Source organism: Pantoea allii (genome assembly GCF_046529425.1).
GTDB classification, from domain to species: Bacteria; Pseudomonadota; Gammaproteobacteria; order Enterobacterales; family Enterobacteriaceae; genus Pantoea; species Pantoea allii.
On record NZ_CP125958.1, the window covers coordinates 3238976 to 3262163 of the forward strand.

22 protein-coding genes are annotated in these 23188 nt (G+C 55.4%); 9 read left to right on the plus strand and 13 right to left on the minus strand.

What is annotated here, in order from left to right:
* Positions 1-7: 7 nt before the first annotated feature.
* From QNH99_RS15315 to QNH99_RS15325, 3 genes are all read right to left on the minus strand, one after another.
* Positions 8-2473, minus strand: coding sequence for a DUF3772 domain-containing protein (locus tag QNH99_RS15315; protein ID WP_172897780.1), 2466 nt, complete (start codon positions 2471-2473; stop codon positions 8-10).
* Between the two features lie 135 nt (positions 2474-2608).
* Positions 2609-3556: a D-alanyl-D-alanine endopeptidase gene (pbpG, locus tag QNH99_RS15320; protein ID WP_063878854.1), complete on the minus strand. Its 948-nt coding sequence runs from the start codon at positions 3554-3556 to the stop codon at positions 2609-2611.
* Between the two features lie 175 nt (positions 3557-3731).
* Complete coding sequence (locus QNH99_RS15325; protein WP_410516879.1) at positions 3732-4319, minus strand: Yip1 family protein; 588 nt, start codon at positions 4317-4319, stop codon at positions 3732-3734.
* Positions 4320-4527: 208 nt separating this feature from the next.
* Between QNH99_RS15325 and QNH99_RS15330 the strand changes: the two genes are divergently transcribed.
* Positions 4528-5109 carry a DedA family protein gene (locus tag QNH99_RS15330; RefSeq protein ID WP_410516880.1) on the plus strand — a complete coding sequence of 194 codons (582 nt, stop codon included), beginning with the start codon at positions 4528-4530 and terminating at the stop codon, positions 5107-5109.
* Here QNH99_RS15330 and QNH99_RS15335 read toward each other — a convergent pair.
* The gene (locus QNH99_RS15335) at positions 5103-5876 is read right to left on the minus strand and encodes an SDR family oxidoreductase (protein ID WP_145395043.1); all 774 of its coding nucleotides are present in this window, start codon (positions 5874-5876) and stop codon (positions 5103-5105) included. The two genes, QNH99_RS15330 and QNH99_RS15335, sit on opposite strands and share 7 nt — an antisense overlap.
* A gap of 156 nt (positions 5877-6032) precedes the next feature.
* Here QNH99_RS15335 and QNH99_RS15340 point away from each other — a divergent pair, with 156 nt between their 5' ends.
* Positions 6033-7847, plus strand: a complete 1815-nt coding sequence (locus QNH99_RS15340) for a glycoside hydrolase family 15 protein (protein ID WP_410516881.1) — start codon at positions 6033-6035, stop codon at positions 7845-7847.
* 195 nt (positions 7848-8042) lie between these two features.
* A complete protein-coding gene (locus QNH99_RS15345; protein ID WP_096012160.1) occupies positions 8043-9224 on the plus strand; it encodes a L,D-transpeptidase family protein in 1182 nt (393 codons plus the stop codon).
* Between the two features lie 98 nt (positions 9225-9322).
* Here the strand turns inward: QNH99_RS15345 and QNH99_RS15350 are convergent, their stop codons facing one another.
* A complete protein-coding gene (locus QNH99_RS15350; protein WP_063878848.1) occupies positions 9323-10345 on the minus strand; it encodes a transporter in 1023 nt (340 codons plus the stop codon).
* 163 nt (positions 10346-10508) lie between these two features.
* On the opposite strand from QNH99_RS15350, the gene QNH99_RS15355 reads away from it, so the two are divergent.
* Positions 10509-12113 carry an inorganic phosphate transporter gene (locus tag QNH99_RS15355; protein ID WP_410516882.1) on the plus strand — a complete coding sequence of 535 codons (1605 nt, stop codon included), beginning with the start codon at positions 10509-10511 and terminating at the stop codon, positions 12111-12113.
* A 14-nt stretch (positions 12114-12127) separates the two neighbouring features.
* Positions 12128-13045, plus strand: coding sequence for a polyphosphate kinase 2 (gene ppk2, locus QNH99_RS15360; RefSeq protein ID WP_096012159.1), 918 nt, complete (start codon positions 12128-12130; stop codon positions 13043-13045).
* 58 nt (positions 13046-13103) lie between these two features.
* On the opposite strand, the gene dusC is transcribed toward ppk2, so the two are convergent.
* The 3 genes from dusC to QNH99_RS15375 form a co-directional block, all read right to left on the minus strand.
* Positions 13104-14063 carry a tRNA dihydrouridine(16) synthase DusC gene (gene dusC, locus QNH99_RS15365; RefSeq protein ID WP_410516883.1) on the minus strand — a complete coding sequence of 320 codons (960 nt, stop codon included), beginning with the start codon at positions 14061-14063 and terminating at the stop codon, positions 13104-13106.
* A gap of 2 nt (positions 14064-14065) precedes the next feature.
* Complete coding sequence (rhlE, locus tag QNH99_RS15370) at positions 14066-15409, minus strand: ATP-dependent RNA helicase RhlE (protein WP_410516884.1); 1344 nt, start codon at positions 15407-15409, stop codon at positions 14066-14068.
* Between the two features lie 222 nt (positions 15410-15631).
* Complete coding sequence (locus tag QNH99_RS15375) at positions 15632-16024, minus strand: YbhQ family protein (protein ID WP_063878843.1); 393 nt, start codon at positions 16022-16024, stop codon at positions 15632-15634.
* 178 nt (positions 16025-16202) lie between these two features.
* Between QNH99_RS15375 and QNH99_RS15380 the strand changes: the two genes are divergently transcribed.
* The 3 genes from QNH99_RS15380 to QNH99_RS15390 are packed head-to-tail and all read left to right on the plus strand — an operon-like array spanning position 16203 to position 19170.
* The gene (locus tag QNH99_RS15380; RefSeq protein ID WP_063878842.1) at positions 16203-16964 is read left to right on the plus strand and encodes an endonuclease/exonuclease/phosphatase family protein; all 762 of its coding nucleotides are present in this window, start codon (positions 16203-16205) and stop codon (positions 16962-16964) included.
* Positions 16961-18205, plus strand: coding sequence for a cardiolipin synthase ClsB (gene clsB / locus QNH99_RS15385; RefSeq protein WP_410516885.1), 1245 nt, complete (start codon positions 16961-16963; stop codon positions 18203-18205). Before QNH99_RS15380 ends, clsB begins: the two co-directional genes overlap by 4 nt.
* A complete protein-coding gene (locus QNH99_RS15390; protein WP_410516886.1) occupies positions 18205-19170 on the plus strand; it encodes a lysylphosphatidylglycerol synthase domain-containing protein in 966 nt (321 codons plus the stop codon). Before clsB ends, QNH99_RS15390 begins: the two co-directional genes overlap by 1 nt.
* Positions 19171-19212: 42 nt before the next feature.
* Here the strand turns inward: QNH99_RS15390 and QNH99_RS15395 are convergent, their stop codons facing one another.
* Both QNH99_RS15395 and QNH99_RS15400 read right to left on the minus strand, forming a co-directional pair.
* Positions 19213-19920 (minus strand): Bax inhibitor-1/YccA family protein, encoded by a 708-nt coding sequence (locus QNH99_RS15395; protein WP_014593230.1) that lies wholly within the window; start codon positions 19918-19920, stop codon positions 19213-19215.
* A 95-nt stretch (positions 19921-20015) separates the two neighbouring features.
* Positions 20016-21110, minus strand: coding sequence for a DUF1615 domain-containing protein (locus QNH99_RS15400; protein WP_063878839.1), 1095 nt, complete (start codon positions 21108-21110; stop codon positions 20016-20018).
* A 117-nt stretch (positions 21111-21227) separates the two neighbouring features.
* Here QNH99_RS15400 and QNH99_RS15405 point away from each other — a divergent pair, with 117 nt between their 5' ends.
* Positions 21228-22013: an OBAP family protein gene (locus QNH99_RS15405; protein ID WP_410516887.1), complete on the plus strand. Its 786-nt coding sequence runs from the start codon at positions 21228-21230 to the stop codon at positions 22011-22013.
* On the opposite strand, the gene moaE is transcribed toward QNH99_RS15405, so the two are convergent.
* The 3 genes from moaE to moaC are packed head-to-tail and all read right to left on the minus strand — an operon-like array spanning position 22010 to position 23186.
* Entirely contained in the window at positions 22010-22462 is a 453-nt protein-coding gene (moaE, locus tag QNH99_RS15410) for a molybdopterin synthase catalytic subunit MoaE (RefSeq protein ID WP_410515565.1), read from the minus strand. The two genes, QNH99_RS15405 and moaE, sit on opposite strands and share 4 nt — an antisense overlap.
* Positions 22463-22708, minus strand: a complete 246-nt coding sequence (moaD, locus tag QNH99_RS15415; protein WP_410515566.1) for a molybdopterin synthase sulfur carrier subunit — start codon at positions 22706-22708, stop codon at positions 22463-22465.
* Entirely contained in the window at positions 22701-23186 is a 486-nt protein-coding gene (gene moaC / locus QNH99_RS15420; RefSeq protein WP_063878835.1) for a cyclic pyranopterin monophosphate synthase MoaC, read from the minus strand. Before moaC ends, moaD begins: the two co-directional genes overlap by 8 nt.
* Positions 23187-23188 lie beyond the last annotated feature (2 nt).

Consider the following 23188-nt stretch of genomic DNA (forward strand, 5'->3'; position numbering starts at 1 on the left):
CGTTTATTTAGCGAGGCTGCTCGTCTGACGTCAGGTCAGAAGCCGCGTCAGCAGCAACCAGCTGGCGGCGCTCAATAATCATGGTTTGCGGCGTAGACAGGACAATGCCCTCTTTGCGTAAACGGGTCAGAATATCGAACAACAGATCGCTCTTTGCCCCGGCGATCTGGCGCTGACTGGCGACGTTGCCGGTGACGCTCAGCACAATGCCCTGGGACGTAAGATCTTTGAAAGACACCGAGGGTTCCGGGTTCTCCAGGATGCGCTCGTTTTCCTCATACACTTCCAGCAGGATCTCCCGTACCCGCACCGGATCAATATCCAGCGGGAACGTGAGCGTAATGGTCACTACGCCCTGGGCATTGCCCATGGTGGCGTTACGCACGTTTTGAGAGATGAACTGCGAGTTAGGTACGATCACCGTCGATTTATCCCCTAACTGAATTTCGGTGGCACGCACGTTGATGCGGCGAATATCCCCCTCAACCCCGCTGATCGTCACCAAATCCCCAACTTTGACCGGGCGTTCGGTCAGCAAAATCAGACCGGAAATAAAGTTTTTAACGATTTCCTGTAGGCCGAAACCAATACCCACCGACAGGGCACTGACGATCCAGGCCAGTTTATTCCACTGTAGCCCCATGATTGACAGCGTCAGCAAAATAATCAGGACATAGCCTACGTTGCTGAACAGCGTCACCAATGACATGCGCATGCCGCTGTCCATCGTGGTCTTTGGCAGGAAGTCGTTATCAAGCCAGCGACGTACCGAGCGCAGGATGTAAATACCGACGATCAGGCACAGCAGCGCGTTAACCAGGTGCGCCGGGACAATATTCAGCGACTCAAGGCCCTTACCGCCCCAAAACTCAATCGCCTTTTGCAGCAGCTCAATCGGGGTTGAGGAGGCAAAGGTGCCGTTCAGCAATGCCAGGGCCACGAACAAGATCAGGAAGGTTTTGCCGATCGCCGCAAGAATGATGGCAACCTGCTGCAGGTGGCGCTCATCAATATTCAGTGAGCCCTGAATGCGCTTGCCCGTGGTGTTATTGACTGAGAACAGGCTTTCACAACCGTCGTTAATCAGGTGACTGAGTATGTAAAACGAACCAAACAAAATGCCACACCACACCAGCTCGTAGCTTAAAAACCGCGCCAGCGTGACGTAACCAATCACCAGCGACCCCAGAATCGTCAGGGAGGTCAGCGTCAGGGCCATCTGAATCAGCCCGACCAGCGTAGAACGCGCTTCCGGCGGCGTTCCTTCCTGGGCCAGACGCCGACGTACGCGCTTGGTGCGCATGCTGATTGCCAGCGCCGTGCTGCCGATGAGCAAGGCAGTCAGGCCATTGGCAAAAATACTGGTATTCAGGCTGGTGCCGGCGGTGTAGTTAAAGGACTCCACCGTCTGGAAAATAAACACCAACAGTGCGGTGATCGGCGGGAAAGGTTTCAGGGCCAGCGCCACCTCATTGGAAATGGTGGGTAAACGCCAGCTTGGACGACGCGTGGACAGGAAGGCACGCCCCAGCCCGGCAATCAAACCGCTATAAACGCTTAATTCGACCAGGCGGTAGATAAAATCCTGCACGTCGCTGGACACTTCATCACGGCGGGTAAAGGCCTGGGACACAAACGCAAAGGTCAGTACCACCGCCGCCAGGCTGGTCAGGGCCACGGCGGTCGCTAAAAAGCTACGGCGCAGGCGTCCTTCCGGCAATTTGTTGATGCTGACCCAGGCTAAAAACTCTTCACCATAGCGGCGTCCCAGCGTCATCACCAGCACGGCGGCCAGCAACCAGCCAATCGTGCCAAGACGCCAGCCCGATTCCCAGGACAGCGCAGCGGTAGCCTTGAGCTCACTTAAGAAATCGCCAATTTTTTCATCGTCAAGATCCTGACTGCTAAATACCGGCGACCAGAAACGCGGCCCAAAAATGCTGCCCGAGTTAAGTGCCAGTTTGTTTTTTAGCTGATCGCGACGCAGGTTGACGATTTGCGATGACAGCATCAAGGCACTGTTTTTAATGCCTTCCGCCTGCTTAATCTGATCGTCGAGCTTACTTTTCTGACTTTCCAGCGCGCTGCGTTTGCGCGTGACGTCTGCCGTCTCTTTTACGCCACTCTCCGGCTTGGGTGCCGGACCAAGCACCGCCAGCTGAGCTTCGAGCTGCTGACGATCGGGCTGCAAAGCCTGAGCAAGCGTATCGGTATTGCCTGACAGCTCCAGCGCCATTTCATTAAGTCGGCTGAGCTTGTTCTCGTCACTTTCAACGGACACCTGGCTCTTAATTTTGTCGAGGATTTTCTGCATTTTGGGCAGATCGACTGATGCGTTGACCTTGGGCTTGTCATCGGGCTGCTGCGTCGCGGGGGTCGCCTGAGCCGGATCATCCGCGGCAACGCTTAACGCAGGCGCAAGGGTGAACGACGCTAAAAATATCAGAACAATAAACGATCGTAACGTAAGCATATGAATGAGATTCCGGCACAGTAATCAGGCGAATCACCCTCGCCATTTGCGGGTAGTTTAGGTGGTCGCCTGCCATGAAACTATAGGAATACCGATCAATATCGACCGGGCCGCCAGCAACGACCCGGCGAGGTTTTATTCTTCAGTAGAACCGCTGGCGGCGTTGCTGGCAACCTCACCCGCTTTCTGTTTTTTGTAGGCCAGCGCAGCAGCCGGAACCGGGGCAGCTTTGCCCGTTTCCAGCCAGTCACGCAGACGATTAGCATCAGCAAAATGGGTATATTTACCAAATGCGTCCAGTACCACCAGCGCGACCGGCCGGTTTTTAATCATGGTGCGCATGACCAGACAGTGTCCCGCTTCATCGGTGTAGCCCGTTTTGGTCAGCTGAATGTGCCAGCCATTTTTATAAACCAGATGATTGGTGTTACGGAACGGCAACGCATAGCTGGGGTGCGTAAAGACGGCGGTTTCTTCTTTGGTGGTACTCAGTTCGCCCATCAGAGGATACTCGCGCGTGGCTTTTAACAGCTTCACCAAATCCTCTGCGCTGGAAACGTTCTGGATCGACAGACCCGTGGGTTCCACGTAGTGCGTATGGTTCATCCCGAGCGCGCGCGCCTTGGCATTCATCGCCTTAATAAAGGCATTGTATCCGCCGGGATAAGCATGGGCCAGGCTGGCCGCCGCACGGTTTTCTGATGACATCAGCGCCAGCATAAGCATGCTCCGGCGGCTGATCTGGCTGTTCAGCTTCACGCGTGAAAACACCCCGCGCATCTCCGGCGTCTGACTGATATCAACCGTGACCATCTCGTTCATTGGCTGATGCGCATCCAGCACCACCATCGCCGTCATCAGTTTCGTGATCGAGGCAATAGGCCGCACCCGGTCGGGGTGACTGGAGAATAAGGTTTTGCCACTCGTCAGATCGACGATCAGGGCACTGCCTGAGGCGATTTGCGGCTGAGCAATGGGGGCCATTTGCGACAGCGTGGTGGTCGCCTGTGCTGGAAGTGAGAAAACCTGCCCGGAAACGAGCAGCGCCAGCGTTAACAGTGAAAAGCGAATTTTTGCAGGCATCGTGGAAAAAAGACCCGGTTAAGATTGTGCGCTGTGAAAACACAGGCCGCCGACGACTGAGCAGGCAGAGCGCGGGCTGGCCGCAGCATCATACGCTGAAGCCGTGAACTTTTCCTGGTGAGATTGTTTCTGAGCGTTAAAAAGATGTTGCCGCTGGTGAAGCGGCAACAGGGTGCTAAAACAGGTTCGGGCCGTAGCCCCACAGAATCACCGTTAAGGCCAGTAAAACTTCAAACACCAGTACGCCGATGGCCAGCGTGGAACTGGAAAACCGCAGGCTCTCATCCCGGTCGATATTCAGAAACAGCGGAATGCCCACGTACAAGAGATAACCCGTATACAGCAACGCCAGCGCGCCCGCAAATACGCACAGCCATACCAGTGGATAGAGCGCCACCAGGCCGCTTAAAAACAGCGGTGTCGCCACGTAGCCCGCAAACACGGTACAGCGCTGGACGCCGGGACGCTGAGGATAGTCACGCGCCATCCAGTGGATAACCCGCCCCATCACCGCCACGCCGCCCAAAATCAACAGATAAAACAGAATACCTAAGCCCAATGCTGTCAGCATATTCAGCTGTACATACTGCCCCTCACCCAGGTTCCAGCCTGACTGCATAGTTCCGATCATGGCGCAGATGACCGGAATGGCCGCCATCAACAGAACGTGATGAGTGTAATGGTGCGAAACCGTTTCGTTCTCTTGCTTGATAGTGCGCATTTCCTGATTAGGATGCGCTAACAAACCCCAGACATGGTTCATACGCTTACTCCTCTGATGCAGTTGGGCTACCCCGTTCTGATGCAGGAACCACGTAAGGGCAGCATTGCTTACAGTATAAACGGCAAGGCAATTTCTGTGGGCTTTGTGCAAAAAAACGGCAAAAAAGATCGCTTATTAACACGTAAACGGATGACGTAACAAATCAGGTATAAACTGAAAGAAAATGTCTTCACACAGGGAGTGCATCTTGCATTTGGATATCAACGGATTAATTACGCAGTATGGCTATCTGGCACTGTTTATCGGCTGTATTGCCGAAGGAGAAACATTCTTATTGCTGGGCGGCGTGGCCGCTCATGAGGGGTTACTGCATTATTCCGGCGTGGTGCTGGCGGCAATGGCGGGCGGCATTATGGGCGATCAGCTGCTGTACTGGGTTGGCAGACGCTTTGGTACCCGTATTTTACGGCGCTTTAAAAAGCATCAGGACAAAATTGTTAAAGCCAACCGGTTGATCAAGCGCCGCCCCAGCCTGTTCGTGATTGGCGCGCGCTTTATGTACGGCTTTCGCCTGATTGGCCCGATTATTATTGGTGCAAGCCGCCTTAATCCGCTGAAGTTTCTGGTGCTCAACATCATCGGGGCGGCTATCTGGTCACTGCTGTTTGTCACGCTCGGCTATTTTGCAGGCGGCATTATCGCCCCCTGGCTGCACAAGCTCGATCAGCACTTTAAACACCTTTTATGGCTGGCAGCCGCCTTGGTGTTTGCCTTCGTGCTGCGCTGGGCGATTCGCCACTGGAATAACCGTCGAGCTGACGATCAGTAACCCTTGAACTGCGGGTTCGCCAGCATAAAGCCACCGTCAATAATAAAGGACTGACCGGTGGTATAGGTGGCCCATTCGGAGCTAAGCCAGGCCACCATACTGGCAATTTCATGGGTATCACCTGGGCGGCCCGCAGGAATCTCAGGCATTTTGACGTTATGAGCATCGGCATCGGTCATTTTATTCATCGGCGTGGCAATCGCGCCCGGTGCCACCGCATTCACCAGAATATTGTGCGGCAGCAAACTCAACGCCATCGACTTGGTTAATCCGCCTGCCGCATGTTTTGCTGCGGTGTAAGCGACGGAACCCGGCAGCGGCGTATGTTCGTGCACGGAGGTGATATTAATGATGCGTCCGCCCTGCCCCTGCTTAATCATGTTGCGTGCCGCCACCTGCCCGCAGATAAAAACGCCATCCACATCCACGCTAAAGGTCTTACGCCAGTCTTCCCAGGTCACGTCCATAAAGTCGGCTTTGAAATTTGCTCCGGCATTGTTGACCAGAACGTCGATGCGGCCCAGCTTATCGATCAACTGCTGCAGCACCTTGCCTCCGGCGGGTGGATCGGCCAGGTCGAGCTGGATCATCTCGGCGCGTTGCCCACTCTCCTCCACCCGTTTTGCCGTTCGCAGTGCGCCTTCTTCGTCCGACCGCCAGGTGATGCCAATATCGAATCCCTGCTCTGCTAACATTTCAGCACAACGACTGCCAATGCCTGAATCCGACGCGGTAACGATTGCCACTTTTCGTTGTGGTGTAGTCATGACGGTCTCCTCTGGAAGTGTATGAAAAGTATATACCGCAATGAAAATTGTGCCCTTAGCGGGCGGAGCAGCGGGCAGGTTAACGATCTGTGCCAGAACGAAGCGGTATGCAGGCACCCGGCTATAGTTAAGGCTGACACTGACAGGGAGAAACCGATGAGTAAGGTTAAACGTAAGATTGACGATCATGGCGTAATAGGCGATTTACGCACCTGCGCGCTGGTCGCAAACGATGGCACTATTGACTACCTCTGCTGGCCGGAACTGGACAGCCCGTCAGTGTTTTCAGCCTTACTGGACAGCGATGAGGCAGGCCTGTTTTCCCTGGCACCCGACTGGCAAAACGCCCGTCGTCAGCAAATTTATCTTCCTGATACCAACATTTTACAGACCCGCTGGCTGTCTGAAGAAGGCGTGGCTGAAATCACCGATTACATGCCGATCTGCGATCGCCAGGATAAGCTGCCGCGTATCATCCGTCGGGTAAAAATGGTACGCGGCCGGGCGCGCTTTAACATGGTCTGTTCCCCGCATCATGATTACGCCCGTGCAGACACGCGCGCTGAGGTACAACGTGGCTGTATTGATTTTCACGCCACCGATCAGCCGTCGCTGCGCCTGGCGGCGACGGTGGTGATGACGCTGGAAGGCAATCACGCCACCGCCAGCTTTGAGCTTAAAGCCGGTGAACATGCCGAATTCGAATTTGGCAGCGTACACGATGCCCACATCGAAAAGCTGGCCACCGCTAACTGCTTTGAAGAAACGCTGAGCTACTGGCGTGAATGGAGCAGCCGCAGCACCTATCACGGTCGCTGGCAGGAGATGGTACAACGCTCTGCACTGGTACTTAAACTGTTGACCTCCTGGCAACACGGCTCCATCGCTGCGGCTGCCACCTTTGGCCTGCCCGAGGAACTGGGCGGCGAACGCAACTGGGATTACCGTGCCTCCTGGATACGCGATGCCTCATTCAGCATGTACGCCTTGATGCGGCTGGGTTACGTGGACGAAGCCAGGCACTTTACGGAATGGGTCGGTCGCTGTGTAGAGAACAGCCACCATGATGAAATGCGGCTGCAGGTGATGTACCGCCTGGACAGCAGTACGGATCTTCAGGAGATGTCGCTGCTTAACCTGTCCGGCTATGCCAACTCCAGTCCGGTGCGCATTGGTAACGGTGCCTGGCGGCAAAAACAGTTAGATATTTATGGCGAACTGATGGATGCCATCTATCTTTCAAATAAATACGGCGAAGCCATTTCTCAACGTGGCTGGAACCATGTGTCAGAGATGCTGGACTGGCTGTGCGATAACTGGCATCAGCCGGATGCGGGGATCTGGGAAATGCGCGGTGAGCCCGAGCACTTCCTTCATTCCCGCTTGATGTGCTGGGTTGCCCTGGATCGTGGCCTGCGCCTTGCGATGAAACGTTCACTGCCGATGCCTTATGAGCGCTGGGACAAAACCCGTCGCGAGATTCGTGATGATATCTGGAAAAATTTCTGGAACAGCGAACGCGGGCATTTTGTTTCTACCCGTCACGGTGAACACCTTGATGCCTCAATGCTGTTGATGCCGTTAGTCCGCTTTGTCGGTGCGACCGATCCGGACTGGATCGCAACGCTGGATGCCATCCAGGTGAACCTGGTGAGCGATGGCATGGTACGCCGTTATAACATCCATGAAACGCCAGCAGATGGGCTGACGGGCGCAGAGGGCTCTTTCGGTGCCTGCTCGTTCTGGTATGTGGAATGTCTGGCGCGTGCCGGACGCATTCGCGAGGCACATTTTGAGTTCGAGAAATTACTGAGCTACGCTAATCCGCTGGGTTTATATGCTGAAGAGTTTGACAGTCATGGCCAGGCATTAGGCAATACGCCCCAGGCGCTGACGCATCTTGCGTTGATCAGTGCCGCGTTTTTTCTCAACCGTAAGCTGAACGGGGACATTACCTTATGGCAACCATAAGGGCCTGTTTCCGCCCAAAATGGTAAAGAACAACGGCGGATAACGCAGGTGAGTCAGGTAAAGTATTTCAAAGTGGTTAAAATCCTGATTCACAACATCAGTTTAATGAACATATAATGCGCAGCAGGTCATAGTGACCAGCATGGGTTCGATACATTGACAAGCCTGAAACATGGCGATAAAGACTTGTAAAATATGAAAAAAAGCATTCGCGCGTTCGCTTCACTTGCATTGGCTTTGGCGGCATTCAGTCAGTCAGCCCTTGCTGTTGTTTACCCTTTACCGCCGGCTAACAGCCGTCTGACCGGGCAAAACGTTGAAATTACCATTCCTGAGGACAGTAAATTGCCTCTGGAAGCTTTTGCAGCACAGTTTCAAATGGGCCTCAGCAATATGCTGGAAGCCAATCCGGGCGTTGACGTTTATCTGCCTAAACCTGGCAGCAAACTGATCATCCCACAGCAGTTACTGTTACCTGACGCACCGCGTGAAGGCATTGTGATTAACAGTGCTGAAATGCGGCTTTACTACTATCCGAAAGGCAGCAAAACGGTTGTGGTGTTGCCTATTGGTATCGGTGAACTGGGTAAAGACACGCCGCTGAACTGGACAACGACCGTTCAGCGTAAAAAAGATGGTCCAACCTGGACGCCAACGAAAGCGATGCATGCTGAGTACGCGTCTCGGGGTGAGAACCTGCCTGCTGTCTTCCCGGCTGGCCCGGATAACCCAATGGGGCTGTATGCGCTCTATATCGGTCGTCTTTACGCCATTCACGGTACCAACGCCAACTTCGGTATTGGCCTGCGTGTGAGCCACGGCTGCGTGCGTTTACGTGCCGACGATATCAAGTGGTTGTTTGACCACGTGCCGGTTGGCACGCGCGTGCAGTTTATCAACCAGCCGGTAAAAGCCTCGGTTGAGCCAGACGGTTCACGTTGGATGGAAGTCCATAATCCACTGTCTACCACGGAAGAGCAGTTTAACTCTCGTGAGCTGGTGCCGATTACGCTGACCCAGGCCGTTGGCAAAGTGCTGGTCGATGGCAGCATCAACCAGTCTCAGGTGGATAAAGCCATTCAGAACCGCTCTGGTATGCCTGTTCAGGTTAACGCACCCGAAAACAACGTCGTGCCCGCGCCCGTTCAGATGACCGAAGGTGAAGATGCCGAGCCGAAAGAAGGGCCAATGACGCCGCTGACGTCACAGCCTGCTAACCCGGCCGCTGTACAGCAGGAACCTGCACCTCAACAGTCGCAGCCTGCAGAGCAACAGCAATCTGCTCCGCAGCAGCCTGTACAGCCGCAGTCACAGCCTGCCCAGCAACAGCCCGTACAGCCGTCGCAGCCGGCTCCAGCGGGTAACGGTAGCCTGTAAGACTCTCCGTCTTCAGGTTGTTAAAAAGCCAGCGCAGGATAATCCGCGCTGGCTTTTTTTATGACGTCACCCCGGCCCGATCTTACGCGCTCAGGCCGCTACGCCGAGGGTCGTCGAAAGGTCAGCCAGCCTGCCAGCAAGGTAAAAACGAATACGATCAGCACCAGCAGTAAAAAACCGTGCGGATTCGAGGCCAGCGGAATCCCGCCCACGTTCATACCAAAAAACCCCGCCACGATATTAATCGGCAGCGCCAGCACCGTAATGACGGTTAACAGGTAAAGCGTCCGGTTACTCTGCTCCATCAGGCGAGCCGCAATCTCTTCCTGCAGAAGCCGGATGCGCTCCATCAGGCTGGCAAGATCGTTAAGCACCACGCTGAACTCTTCCGTAAACGCACGCAGCTCGCGAAGCGTGTCGCGGTTTAGCCAGGCCGGAGGCCGGTTGAGCAAGCGAAACAGTGCCGCCGGTTCCGGTGCCAGAAGACGCTGAATCCGCAACAGCATACGTCGGTAATGCCCCAGCTCACTGCGGTTAGCTTTAATCGCCGTACTTAATAAGCGCTCTTCTATGCTGTCGACCACCTGACTGATACGCCGCACCACCTGTTCCAGCTGTAACTCCTGCTCGCCAAGAAGATAAAGCAGCAAGGCTTCTGCACTGGGAAAGCTGTGTCGGGTTAACCCCTGCTGCATCTTTTCAATCATCACCGACGGGCGATAACGGGCGCTCACCACCAGATTGCGCCGACACCAGATCCACAGGGTCGCATTTTGCGTACTGCGGTTTTCCTGATTGAGCGTGACATCGTTTAGCACCGCCAGCAACGCGCTACTTTGCTCCGCCAGTCGGGTACGCGGTGAAGCAGAGTGAATTTCGTCGAAGAAGTCATCATCCACCTGGAAGTGACTCTGCACCCAGTTCTGCGCGCGGGCATGATTCAGGTTGATATGCAGCCAGAGAAAGCCGTCGTCAGGCAGCGCCTCCCCGAGTTTGACCGCTTCACGGGCATTCAGGCGGACAGGGAGAGCGTCGGGAGAAAAGAGATAACCATGGATGAGTCCGGCCACATCATCATCAAAATCACGTTTTTGTGGGGGAAGTACAACGTCTGTCGCCATGGCAATCCTGTCAGCATCATCAATAAAGACTCTCAGCCTGCTGCAGTTTTGTTACAGCAAAATGACCTCGCACGGCGTAGATCATTTTTTTGTCACAAAAAGCGGGTATCAAACAGCGTTAACCAGATGTAAATCCGCATCTGCATCCGCTAAGAGGTTTTGCATGAGCGAAAACAGTTTACCCTCTTCAGGTTCGACTCATGGACGCCCTGATTTCAATGGCAAAGGTAGCCGCTTCACAAAAACGATCTTCATTGTTCTGCTGATCGCCGGTCTGGCTTTTGCCGGGTTTAACCTGTTCCACGATGTTGAAAAAACCAATACGCCCGTCACCAGTTATTTGCCGTTCTTTCTGCTAGGCCTGGCGTTGCTGATTGCGCTGGGCTTTGAGTTTGTGAACGGCTTTCACGATACCGCCAATGCGGTCGCCACGGTCATCTATACCCACTCTCTGACGCCCGGTGTTGCCGTGGTCTGGTCAGGGCTGTGTAATTTTCTTGGCGTGATGCTCTCCAGCGGCGTGGTTGCCTTTGGCATTATTTCATTGCTGCCCGTCGAGCTGATATTGCAGGCCAGCAGCGGTAACGGCTTTGCCATGATTTATGCCCTGCTGTTCTCGGCGATTATCTGGAACCTGGGGACCTGGTATCTCGGCCTGCCCTCCTCCTCCTCGCACACCTTAATTGGCTCCATTATCGGGGTCGGCGTCGCGAATGCCATGCTGCACGGTCGCAGTGGCTTGAGTGGCGTTGACTGGGAGCAGGCCCTGAAAGTCGGTTATGCCCTTCTGCTGTCGCCGGTGGTGGGATTTGTCTGCGCCGCCCTGCTGCTGTGGACGATGAAGCTGTTTATTCGTAATCGCCAACTTTATCAGGCTCCGCAGAGCAACGAGCCGCCGCCCGTCTGGATCCGTGGATTGCTGATTCTGACCTGTACCGGTGTTTCGTTTGCCCATGGGTCGAACGACGGACAAAAAGGCATGGGGCTGATCATGCTGATTCTGGTCGGCACCATGCCGATCGCCTATGCCCTGAACCGTTCTCTGCCGTCCGACCAGATACCCCGCGTTGCCGCACTGACCGAAGTCACGGCACAACAGCTGTTGCATATTCAGCCTGCCGCCACGCCCGCGCCTGTTCCACGCGACGTGTTAACCGATTTTGTCAGCAGCGGGAAACCCAATCCCAACGTTCTGCCTGCGCTGGCCATGACACTGCACGACGTGGGCGATCAGATTCGCCGTTACGGTTCCATGGAAAATATTCCGGCGCAATCCGTAACCAATACCCGAAATCAAATGTATCTGGCTTCGGAGTCCATTAAGCATTTGCAAGCCGCTAACGTCGCCCTACCGGATCAGACGCAACGTAACCTGAAAGCCGTCAAGACCGAGCTGGACAGCGCCACGCGCTTTATTCCGATGTGGGTGAAGGTGGTCGTTGCTATCGCGCTGGGGCTGGGCACCATGGTTGGCTGGCGACGAATTGTGGTCACCGTGGGCGAGCGTATCGGTAAAACACATCTGACTTATGCCCAGGGTGCCAGCGCCGAAATGGTGGCGATGGTGACCATCGGTGCGGCCGACGCATTCGGTTTGCCCGTGTCCACCACGCACGTTCTCTCGTCCGGCGTAGCAGGAACCATGGCGGCAAACCGTTCAGGCCTGCAAATGTCCACGCTGCGGAATCTGGCTGTGGCCTGGGTATTAACGCTGCCGGTTTCCGTCTTACTTTCGGCCCTGCTCTACGGGCTGTTTATCCACATCTGACCAGGTGAATCGTCATGGCAACACACGATAACAGTTTCAACCGCGACGCGTTTAATCAGCGTTTATTGCAGGAGTTCTACGACAGCTACGATGAAGAACTGGAGCTGGAACTCGACGATCTGCGTTTTGGCGATACCACGCCAGCCGGAACGGATGAAAAGGCCTGGCGTCGTCACTATTTTCGCGAACTGCTGCGCCTGCAGGGTGAACTGGTTAAGCTCCAGGACTGGGTGATGCGCACCGGTCACCGCCTGGTTATCCTGTTCGAAGGCCGCGATGCTGCCGGTAAAGGTGGCGTGATTAAACGCATTACGCAGCGCCTCAACCCACGTACCTGCCGGGTTGCCGCACTGCCAGCTCCTAACGATCGCGAAAAAACGCAATGGTATTTCCAGCGTTACATTGCACATTTACCTGCTGCGGGCGAAATGGTGCTGTTCGACAGGAGCTGGTACAACCGGGCGGGCGTGGAACGCGTAATGGGCTTTTGTAATGAGGCGGAGGTCGAGGAGTTTTATCGCAGCGTGCCGGAGTTTGAAAAAATGCTGACTCGCAGCGGTATTCAAATCGTCAAATACTGGTTTTCCATTACTGACGAGGAGCAGGAGTTGCGCTTTATGAGCCGCATCCACGATCCGCTCAAACAGTGGAAACTCAGCCCGATGGATCTGGAAAGTCGCCGCCGCTGGGAAGACTATACCGAAGCAAAAGAAGAGATGCTGAGCCGCACCAATATCCCGGATGCGCCCTGGTGGGTCGTTCAGGGCGTGGATAAAAAGCGTGCGCGTCTGAACTGCATCAGCCACCTTTTGCAACAGGTGCCTTATGAAGACTCTCCCCATGATGAAATCGTTCTGCCACCGCGCGAACGGTCTGAGGATTACCGTCGTAACGACGTGCCGGACAATATGATTGTGCCTGAAAAGTATTAATGGTCTGCGCGGCAGGACGCTGCGCTACCCGTTGTTGACGCCACAAAACGCCGCACGATTAATGACAGGTCTGCCCGTGCCATTCGGCATAACGGTCAATCGCTGTGGCAATCTCCTGAGAAGATTTTAACGCGCGAATCTCTCCGAACAGCTCGCCGGCCTCACCGTAGGCTTTGCGCAGATAACCCAACCACTGTTTGATACGTGCCACATGGTACATGCCGGTATCGCCCTGCTTTTCCAGCCGGGTGTACTTTTGCAACAGCGCGACCACCTCCGGCCAGGGCAGCGGGGCTTCATTGTATTTGATGACCCGACTCAGGTTAGGCACGTTGAGCGCGCCACGACCAATCATCACGGCATCACAGCCGGTCGTCTGCAGGCAATCCTGGGCCGTTTGCCAGTCCCAAATCTCACCATTGGCGATAACCGGAATACGCAGGCGCTGACGGATTTCCCCGATGGCCTGCCAGTTAATCGCCTCGGCGCGGTAGCCATCTTCTTTGGTACGACCATGTACCACCAGCTCGCTGGCACCGGCCTGCTGGACAGCATCGGCAATTTCCATGCTGCGTGCGCTGGAATCCCAGCCAAGACGGACTTTCACCGTGACCGGCAAAGCGTCAGGCACAGCGGCGCGCATGGCTTTCGCCGCGCGGTAGATTAAATCGGGATCTTTTAACAAGGTGGCACCGCCGCCGCTGCCGTTGACCAGCTTTGACGGACAACCGCAGTTGAGATCGACGCCCCAGGAACCCAGAGTGACCGCGCGGGCGGCATTTTCCGCCAGCCAGTCAGGATGCTGTCCGAGCAACTGCAGACGGACCAGCGTGCCCGATGGCGTCCGGCTGGAATGCTGCAGTTCTGGACAGAGACGATAGAAGGATTTTACCGGCAGGAGCTGGTCAACGACACGCAGAAACTCTGTAATGCACAGATCGTAGTCGTTGACCTCCGTCAACAGCTGGCGTACCAGGGAATCCAGTACGCCTTCCATTGGTGCCAGCAAAACCCGCACTGTCAGGCGTTTCCGCTACGCTTAGGCGCAGGGCGACGTGGGCGAGCAGCAGGCTTATCAGACTGGCTCGCTGCCGGTCCCTGACGACGCGGCTGGGAACGTTTATCCCCTTGTGAACGCGCACCACCCGCACCCTGTCCACCCTGGCTACGACCACGGGGTTGCTGCGACTGACGGCCATTCACAATAGGCTCAGCTTTGATGCTCGGATCGGGCTCATAGCCAGGCACGGCCAGACGCGGAATCTCACGCTTAAGCAGACGCTCGATATCACGCAGCAGCTTGTGTTCATCCACGCACACCAGTGACAATGCGACGCCAGTAGCCGCGGCACGACCGGTACGACCAATACGGTGCACATAGTCTTCAGCCACGTTGGGGAGCTCGTAGTTCACGACGTGTGGCAGCTCTTCGATATCCAGGCCACGGGCCGCAATATCGGTAGCAACCAGTACGCGAATCGAACCGGATTTAAAATCGGCCAGTGCGCGCGTACGTGCTCCCTGGCTTTTGTTACCGTGAATCGCCGCTGCGGTAATGCCGTCTTTACCCAACTGCTCGGCAAGGTGGTTAGCACCATGCTTGGTTCGGGTAAACACCAGTACCTGCTGCCAGTTACCTTCGCCGATCAGCTGCGACAGCAATTCCCGTTTGCGTTTCTTATCAACAAAATGCACCTGCTGAGAAACCTGCTCAGAGGCGGTGTTGCGGCGCGCCACTTCCACCTGCTCTGGGTTATGCAGCAGTTTTTCTGCCAGGGTTTTAATCTCATCTGAGAACGTCGCCGAGAACAGCAGGTTCTGACGTTTGGCAGGCAGTTTTGCCAGCAGGCGACGAATGTCATGGATAAAGCCCATGTCGAGCATGCGATCGGCTTCATCCAGTACCAGCACTTCGACCTGGGAGAGGTCAACCGCGTTCTGATGGACCAGGTCCAACAAACGGCCTGGCGTTGCCACCAGAATATCGACCCCGCCGCGCAGCTTCATCATCTGCGGGTTAATGCTTACCCCACCGAAAACCACCAGTGAACGAAGCGGTAAATACTTACTGTATTCAACCACGTTTTCACCGACCTGGGCGGCCAGTTCGCGGGTTGGCGTCAGGATCAGGGCACGCACAGGACGGCGTCCACGCACCGCGCCCGCATTTGCCGACAGCTTCTGCAATAAAGGCAGCGTAAAACCGGCCGTTTTGCCGGTGCCGGTCTGCGCGCTTGCCAGCAGATCGCGACCGGACAGCACCACAGGAATAGCCTGGCGCTGGATAGGAGTGGGTTCGCTGTAGCCTTGCTCAGCAACCGCACGCAAAATATCGGCACTCAGGCCGAGAGAGTCAAAAGACATGACGAGTATTACTCCGGTCCACTCTGACCGTGTTTCACGGTGTAGTTTTCAGAGGGATAGTGACGCCAGCTGACGCTGACGCGTGAAAAGGGTGCAAACTACGATGCATAAGCGGCGGAGTGTAACAGCTTTAACGTCTCTGTGCGAGATAGCTCACAATTGATTACATAACCCCTAAAACAAGAAAGCCACCTTGCGGTGGCTTTTCATTGGGCGGCTAACTTAGCTGCGTTTTTTCTCAATACGTCGTGCGGGCTCTTTCACCAGCAGAGAAACCAGCGCCGGGCCCAGCAGCATAACCATGCCAAGGCTGGCTAACAGCAGGTTGTTGTGGAAGATGCGCGAGACCAGGAACAGCATCATCATGGCGGCGCCAAAATAGTAGGTGGTGGTCGCCTCTTCCAGGTAATCACCGAGGGTGCGTAAACGGGCACTACGCTGCGTGATCAGCATGGCGATAAACACCCCTGCATACGTCACCACCAGGGTACTGCACACTTCGACCAGTGCTTTATGTTTCCAGCCCCATACCAGCGCGGCAATCACCAACACGTGCATAGCGATGTGGGCCCAGGTTTGACCGGTAATAATTTGAAAGCGATTAGACAATTTCATATTTTTCTCCTGCAGACCTGGCGAGTTGCTCAAATGCAACCGAATCCGGCCAGGGACGGTTTCCTCAATGTAAAGCAAATTTCAGATAACGCCTTAATTATTCCTCTTCTTCACCCTCCATTTGTGACAAAGACTACACTTTGTCGTTAACGAAGATGAAAAGGAGCGCGTCGCGAGTATGCCACAAATTAAGCAAGGATTTTCAATTAAAGTCCTGACGATCAATACCCACAAAGGTTTTGCCCCGTTTAACCGACGCTTCATCTTGCCTGAATTGCGCGACGCGGTACGTGCAACATCGGCAGATATCGTCTTGTTACAGGAGGTGATGGGAACACATGATATCCACCCACTGCAACATGAAAACTGGCCCAACACCTCACATTATGAGTTTCTGGCTGACACCATGTGGAACGATTTCGCCTATGGCCGCAACGCCGTTTATCCGGAAGGACACCACGGCAACGCCGTGCTGTCGCGCTTTCCCATTGCCGACTATGAGAACCGCGATGTCTCCGTTGCCGGGAGTGAAAACCGTGGCATGTTGCACTGCAAAATCGCACTTCCCGAGCCTTACGGTACGCTGCACGTCATCTGTGTCCATCTCGGCCTGAAAGCGGCCCACCGTCGCGCCCAAATGGCGATGCTGAACGAGATGGTCAAGGCGCTGCCGCCCGATGCTCCGGTTGTGGTGGCCGGCGATTTCAACGACTGGCAAGGCCGGGCCAATAAAATATTGCAAAAAGGGGCGGGACTGAAAGAGGTGTTTAGCCTCAAAAATGGCCGACCGGCGCGCACCTTTCCGGCACGTTTCCCCCTTCTGCGACTGGATCGTATTTACGTCCGCAACGCCACGGTGAGTCATCCCTGGGCGCTGCCGCGTAAACCCTGGTCACACCTTTCCGATCACGCGCCGCTGGCGGTGGAGATCCATCTATGAATTTTGAATGGCATGAAGGCAACAAACTGCGCTTGCTGGAAAATGGCGATACGTTTTTTCCTCGGGTGTTTGGCGCCATTCAGCGCGCCGAACGCAGCGTGCTGCTGGAAACCTTTATCCTGTTTGAAGATGATGTGGGCAATGCCTTGCACCGTGAACTGCTGGCGGCAGCAGAGCGCGGCGTAAAGGTTGAAATGATGGTGGATGGCTACGGGTCTTCCGAGTTGTCAGACGACTTTGTGAACAGCCTCACCCGGGCAGGTGTCCGCTTTATCTATTACGATCCGCGTCCGCTGGTGATGGGCATGCGCACCAATGTCTTCCGCCGCCTGCATCGAAAAACCGTGGTGGTTGATGGGGTTATCGCGTTTGTCGGTGGTATCAATTTCTCTGCCGAGCACAACACGGATTACGGTCCTGAAGCGAAACAAGACTACACCGTGGAGGTGAAAGGCCCGGTGGTGGCCGATATTACCCGCTACCTGCAAGAAGCGATTGGCAGTGAAGCCACTACGCGCCGCTGGTGGGGACAGCGCTCACATCGCCCGGCGAAAAATGCCCTGCCCGGTGACGCGCAGGTGCTGTTCGTTTATCGCGACAATAACGAGCACCGGGACGATATCGAACAGCACTACCTGGACATGCTGCGCAGTGCCAAACAGGATGTGATCATTGCTAATGCTTACTTTTTCCCCGGCTACCGGTTGCTACGGGAAATGCGCAATGCCGCGCAGCGCGGGGTTCGGGTCCGTTTAATTGTGCAGGGCGAACCGGATATGCCGATCGTTAAAGTGGGCGCAGAACTGCTCTATAACTATCTGGTGGATGCGGGCGTTGAAGTCTACGAATATTGCCGTCGGCCCCTGCACGGTAAAGTGGCCGTGAAAGATCAGCAGTGGGCGACAGTGGGTTCCAGTAACCTTGATCCCTTAAGTTTGTCGCTGAACCTCGAAGCCAACCTGATCATTCACGATCGCCACTTTAACGAGACATTACGCGACAATCTTGAGCATTTACTGGCAGAAGACTGTCAGCGTGTTCAGGAGGACAAACTGCCGCCGCGCACCTGGTGGCAACTGACCAAAAGCGTGGTCGTGTTCCACTTCCTGCGGCACTTCCCTGCTATCGCCGGATGGCTACCTGCACATACCCCTAAGCTGGCCCAGATCGATCCGCCTGTTCAGCCTGAAATGGAGACGCAAGACCGCGTCGAAACCAATAACGAAGGAGCGAAATCCTGATGGCAAATACGCATCCGCGCTGGAAGCTGGCGAAAAAGATTCTTACCGGCCTGTTCTTTGTTGCCGTCATTGTGCTGCTGGTCATCTATGCAGGTAAGGTGAACTGGGGTGACGTTTATGACGTCATCGTTAACTATAACCGCTACGTGGTGCTGACCGCGGCCGCCCTGGTCATTGTCAGTTACCTTGTTTATGGCTGTTACGACCTGATTGGCCGGGCCTACTGCGGCCATAAACTGGCAAAGCGTCAGGTGATGTTGGTGTCGTTTATTTGCTATGCCTTTAACCTGACGCTCAGTACCTGGGTTGGCGGTGTGGCGATGCGTTACCGGCTCTATTCGCGCCTTGGCCTGGACAGCGGCACTATTACGCGCATTTTCTCACTCAGCATCGCCACCAACTGGCTGGGCTATATCCTGCTGGCGGGCGTGGTATTCAGCGCTGGCATGGTTTCCATTCCCAGCGGCTGGTTTATTGGCGAAACCACGTTGCGACTGATTGGGGTTGTCCTGCTGGTGCTGGTGGCGTTCTATCTCTGGTCCTGTGCCTTTTCCAAACGTCGCCGCTGGACGGTCAAAGGCCAGACGCTGCAACTGCCTTCATTGCGCATGGCGCTGTTTCAGTTTGCCGTTTCCTGTGCCAACTGGATGGTGATGGGCACCATTATCTGGCTGCTGCTGGGCCAGGATGTCGGCTATCCGATGGTGCTGGGCGTTCTGTTGATCAGCAGCATTGCGGGGGTGATTATTCATATTCCGGCGGGGATTGGCGTGCTTGAAGCGGTGTTTTTAGCGCTGTTGAGCGGCGAAGATCTCTCTCACGGTACGATTATTGCGGCCCTGCTGGCCTACCGGGTGCTCTATTTTATTTTGCCCCTGCTGCTGGCACTGGTGCTGTATCTGGGACTGGAGAGCCGCGCGAAACATATGCGCCATAAAAACGAGCAGAAACTGCAGAAGTCATAACCGAGGAGCGGCTGCTCTGGCAAACCAGAGCAGCCTGTTTTATTAACGGCGGTTACCGAAAATACGCAGCAGCATCAGGAACAGGTTGATGAAATCAAGATAGAGCGTCAGCGCGCCCATGATCGAGTAGCGACGCAGGTTTTCCGTGTCGCGCGCGTCAATCTGCTCACCAATGTTTTTCAGTTTCTGCGTGTCATACGCCGTCAGCCCCACAAACACCACCACGCCGATGTAAGTAATCGCCCACATTAACGCCGGGCTTTTCAGCCAGAAGTTCACCAGTGATGCCAGCAGGATACCAATCAGCGCCATAAACAGCAGGCTGCCCAGGCGACTCAGATCGCGTTTCGTGGTGTAGCCGTAAAAACTCATGGCACCAAACATCCCCGCCGTCACAAAGAACGTACTGGCGATAGACGAATAGGTATACACCAGGAAGATACTGGCCATGGTTAACCCGGTCAGCGCCGAGTAAAGCATGAACAACCCGGTCGCCACGGCACCGCTCAGGCGATGCACCATGCCGGAGAGGAAGAACACCAGTGCCAGTTGCACAATGATCAAGCCGAAAAAGGTTATCCGGTTTGCAAAAACCAGCTCCATGACCGCTGGCGTGCGGGCGGCAAACCAGGAAACGAACGCGGTAAGTAATAATCCGCAGGTCATCCAGCCATAAACCTGTGCCATGTAAGCCTGCAACCCGCGAGATGCAGGCTGAACTATTGAATCATTCTGTGGATATCGGTCCATGATGCACCTCTTGTTAAACGAATGGGTTATTCCCCTGACAGGGGAGCCTGGTTAAGTGTGGCACAGCTCTGTTCAACTGCGCCACAACGCCGTGCTTATCGACGTGACATGCACTGCTGATACCGGCTGTCGACGCGCTGTGCAAACCACGCCGTGGTTAAATTGCGGGTGATTTTGGGACTTTCAAGCTTGATTCCCGGCAATATTTCACGCGGCAATCGCCGTCCGGCCATTTTATCCGCCAGCGCAAAGACCTGCTTCCACACGTCGCTGTCGCTGAATTCGGCCTTTTCGCCCAGCTCAAGATCGTCGCGAATTTCGCTGTTGCTCATATCGAGGCGCTTCGCCAGGGTACGCACCGCCAGTTCCGTCGATCCCGCGTTGTCGGAGCCATACTGAATCAGATCGCCATCCAGCGCCAGTTTCATGCCTGTGGCGCGGGACACCGCCGCCTGGAAAGCGGCATTGCGGCTGGCGAACCAGCCCGCATTATAGTCCGCGAAACGGTAAAGCGGCTTGCTGTAATCGGCGGGATAGCCCAGCAGGTGCATCGTGCCGAAGTAAACCCCGCCATGCCGGGTGAACACTTCACGTCGTATCGATCCCTCTACCGGCCACGGATAGCCTTTGGCATGTGCCTCAGCAAAGGCAATGCTGACCTGCATCGGCCCGCCAGTGTGCACAGGATTGAGGTTGCCAAACAGCGTTTGCCCCATGGGCACCATCTCAATAAAATCGTCGAAAATATCGCTCAGATCTTTTTCACTTTTCGCTTTATCCAGCCGCGCGGCATAGCTTTCGCCGTTGGTGGACTTAATTAACAGCGCGGTGCGCACTAAAAACGCCGGAACATGGACGTTAGCCGCCCGACGGTCAATCTCATCCCAGGCAATTTTTGACATCCCGGGTACATTCCCACTGGCATCAAAACCTGACTCCTGCCCCGCGACGGCAATAACCGCGCACAGGTTGCTGTCGCTGGCCTCAAGCCCCTGGGTACGGAACGAGGTATAGATATCATCAGCCCAGCCTGATTTGTTGCTGACGTTGGCAGGCAGCAGGCGCTGAATCTGTGCTTTCACATCCTCAGGCTGCGTTGCAGGCGCTTCCGGCGTTTTTTTACTGCTACAGCCCGCCAGGATCAGTATGGCGAGCAGCGTCAGACGTTTTGGTAATGAAGTGAATGACATACCTGTCCTCTGAGGGGGAAAAAACCTAGCTTAACACTGCCCCGCTTCGCAGGGCAGGTTTGATTATCTGAACTAAGGTTATCTCTTTTAGCGAAATTAGCGAAAAAGGGATGCTTTATGTCAAAACTCTGGGCAGTTACCCTACTCAGCCTGTTACTGGCCGGTTGCGGCGGTAACACAACGCCCGCGCAGGTCCGTTCGCCTGGCGCCCCAACCTCTCCTGGCCTGAAAGCGCTGGACAGCGGTGCCGCCCTGCTGCAATCACGACCGCCGATTGACGCGATCAATGCCTATCTGGATGGTTTTCACTTCTATAACGGCGACAAAAACGGTCAGATGGAAGCGCATCACTATGTCACGGTCTTAAATGATGACGTTATGCAGGCGGTTATTTATGACGGCAACACGCGCGATGCGCGCCTGATGGGCGTGGAATATATCATCAGCGAACGGCTGTACCGGACCTTGCCCAACGAGGAAAAGAAGCTGTGGCACAGCCATCAGTACGAGGTGAAATCCGGTTCGCTGGTCGCACCCGGCCTGCCTGCCGCCGCGGAACATGCGCTGATGACGCGCATCGTCAACACCTACGGTAAAACGTGGCATACCTGGCACACCGACCGTGACAAACAGTTGCCGCTGGGGATTCCAGCGTTGATGATGGGCTTTACCGCCGATGGGCAAATGGACTCGCGCTTTCTGGCCGATCGCGATCGCCGTTTTGCTCTCGACAGTCACAAAATTCGTGCTGAACGGGCCGATATTGACGCGCACCCGGTGGTTCCCGGTGCCAACGCCTGGCAGGACGGTGACGTCATTCAGTTGCAACGTGGCAAGGGCGGAGGCGAACACGCACATGGCAAGACCCAGTTTGCCCCCGCAGAACAGCTTTCAACGCCTTAATCCCAGCGCTGAGCGGCCTCGCGGTCGCTGTTGCGCGCATCGACCCAGCGATCGCCCTGTCCGGTGGTTTCACGTTTCCAGAACGGCGCGCGGGTTTTCAGGTAATCCATAATGAACTCCGCGGCGGCAAATGCACTGCCGCGGTGTGCACCGGTGACGCCGACAAACACAATTTCATCGCCGGGGAAGAGTTCACCGATGCGGTGAATCACTGAAACGCGCTGCAGCGGCCAGCGCTGGCGTGCCTCATCGACGATGTCCTTGAGTGCCTTTTCCGTCATGCCGGGATAATGTTCCAGCGTCAGGGCGGCGACATCATCACCCAAATTATGGTTGCGCACTTTGCCGGTAAAGGTCACCACGGCGCCGTCTTCTTTACATGCCGCCAGCCACTGGTACTCCTGGGCCATATCAAAAGCAGCCGGGCCCACCCGAATTTGCGTTTCCATTTATCCTCCGGTGACCGGTGGGAAAAAGGCCACTTCATCCCCGTCCTGCAAGGGATGAGTCATCGCGGTCAGCGTCTGGTTAACGGCGGCGAGTAAACGTTCACTGTCCAGTGCCAGCGCCCAGCGATCGCCCTTCTGCGCCAGCGCCGCGCGCAGCGCAGCCACGTTGGGGTACTCCGCAGCCAGGGTGAGCGAATCGGTTCCCACCAGTTCCCGCACCTGAGCAAAAAAAAGCACCTTAATCATGGGCAACCGCCTGAAAATCGCCGCTTTTGCCGCCGCTTTTATGCAGCAAACGCAGTTGATCGATCACGATGTCTTTTTGTACGGCCTTGCACATGTCATAGATTGTCAGTGCCGCAACGGAAGCCGCAGTCAGGGCTTCCATTTCCACGCCGGTTTTCCCGCTGAGCCGACACAGGGACGTAATGCGCACCCGGTTCGATTCCGGTTCCGCCACCAGTGCGATTTCCACTTTGCTCAGCATCAGCGGATGGCAAAGCGGGATCAGCTCCCAGGTGCGTTTTGCTGCCTGAATGCCCGCGATGCGCGCCGTCGCGAACACATCCCCTTTGTGGTGACTGCCCTCGATGATCATCTGTAACGTTTCTGGCTTCATCAGCACCAGCACTTCAGCCTGGGCTTCGCGTACGGTGTCATTTTTAGCGGATACATCCACCATATGGGCTTCACCGGCGGCGTTAATGTGTGTGAGTTGTGACATGC

Excerpts from the sequence above, each read along its gene's own strand:
- QNH99_RS15315 (WP_172897780.1), bottom strand. The coding sequence starts at position 2,473 with ATGCTTACGTTACGATCGTTTATTGTTCTGATATTTTTAGCGTCGTTC.
- pbpG (WP_063878854.1), bottom strand. The coding sequence starts at position 3,556 with ATGCCTGCAAAAATTCGCTTTTCACTGTTAACGCTGGCGCTGCTCGTT.
- QNH99_RS15325 (WP_410516879.1), bottom strand. The coding sequence starts at position 4,319 with ATGAACCATGTCTGGGGTTTGTTAGCGCATCCTAATCAGGAAATGCGC.
- QNH99_RS15335 (WP_145395043.1), bottom strand. The coding sequence starts at position 5,876 with ATGACTACACCACAACGAAAAGTGGCAATCGTTACCGCGTCGGATTCA.
- QNH99_RS15340 (WP_410516881.1), top strand. The coding sequence starts at position 6,033 with ATGAGTAAGGTTAAACGTAAGATTGACGATCATGGCGTAATAGGCGAT.
- QNH99_RS15345 (WP_096012160.1), top strand. The coding sequence starts at position 8,043 with ATGAAAAAAAGCATTCGCGCGTTCGCTTCACTTGCATTGGCTTTGGCG.
- QNH99_RS15350 (WP_063878848.1), bottom strand. The coding sequence starts at position 10,345 with ATGGCGACAGACGTTGTACTTCCCCCACAAAAACGTGATTTTGATGAT.
- QNH99_RS15355 (WP_410516882.1), top strand. The coding sequence starts at position 10,509 with ATGAGCGAAAACAGTTTACCCTCTTCAGGTTCGACTCATGGACGCCCT.
- ppk2 (WP_096012159.1), top strand. The coding sequence starts at position 12,128 with ATGGCAACACACGATAACAGTTTCAACCGCGACGCGTTTAATCAGCGT.
- rhlE (WP_410516884.1), bottom strand. The coding sequence starts at position 15,409 with ATGTCTTTTGACTCTCTCGGCCTGAGTGCCGATATTTTGCGTGCGGTT.
- QNH99_RS15375 (WP_063878843.1), bottom strand. The coding sequence starts at position 16,024 with ATGAAATTGTCTAATCGCTTTCAAATTATTACCGGTCAAACCTGGGCC.
- QNH99_RS15380 (WP_063878842.1), top strand. The coding sequence starts at position 16,203 with ATGCCACAAATTAAGCAAGGATTTTCAATTAAAGTCCTGACGATCAAT.
- clsB (WP_410516885.1), top strand. The coding sequence starts at position 16,961 with ATGAATTTTGAATGGCATGAAGGCAACAAACTGCGCTTGCTGGAAAAT.
- QNH99_RS15390 (WP_410516886.1), top strand. The coding sequence starts at position 18,205 with ATGGCAAATACGCATCCGCGCTGGAAGCTGGCGAAAAAGATTCTTACC.
- QNH99_RS15395 (WP_014593230.1), bottom strand. The coding sequence starts at position 19,920 with ATGGACCGATATCCACAGAATGATTCAATAGTTCAGCCTGCATCTCGC.
- QNH99_RS15400 (WP_063878839.1), bottom strand. The coding sequence starts at position 21,110 with ATGTCATTCACTTCATTACCAAAACGTCTGACGCTGCTCGCCATACTG.
- QNH99_RS15405 (WP_410516887.1), top strand. The coding sequence starts at position 21,228 with ATGTCAAAACTCTGGGCAGTTACCCTACTCAGCCTGTTACTGGCCGGT.
- moaE (WP_410515565.1), bottom strand. The coding sequence starts at position 22,462 with ATGGAAACGCAAATTCGGGTGGGCCCGGCTGCTTTTGATATGGCCCAG.
- moaD (WP_410515566.1), bottom strand. The coding sequence starts at position 22,708 with ATGATTAAGGTGCTTTTTTTTGCTCAGGTGCGGGAACTGGTGGGAACC.
- moaC (WP_063878835.1), bottom strand. The coding sequence starts at position 23,186 with ATGTCACAACTCACACACATTAACGCCGCCGGTGAAGCCCATATGGTG.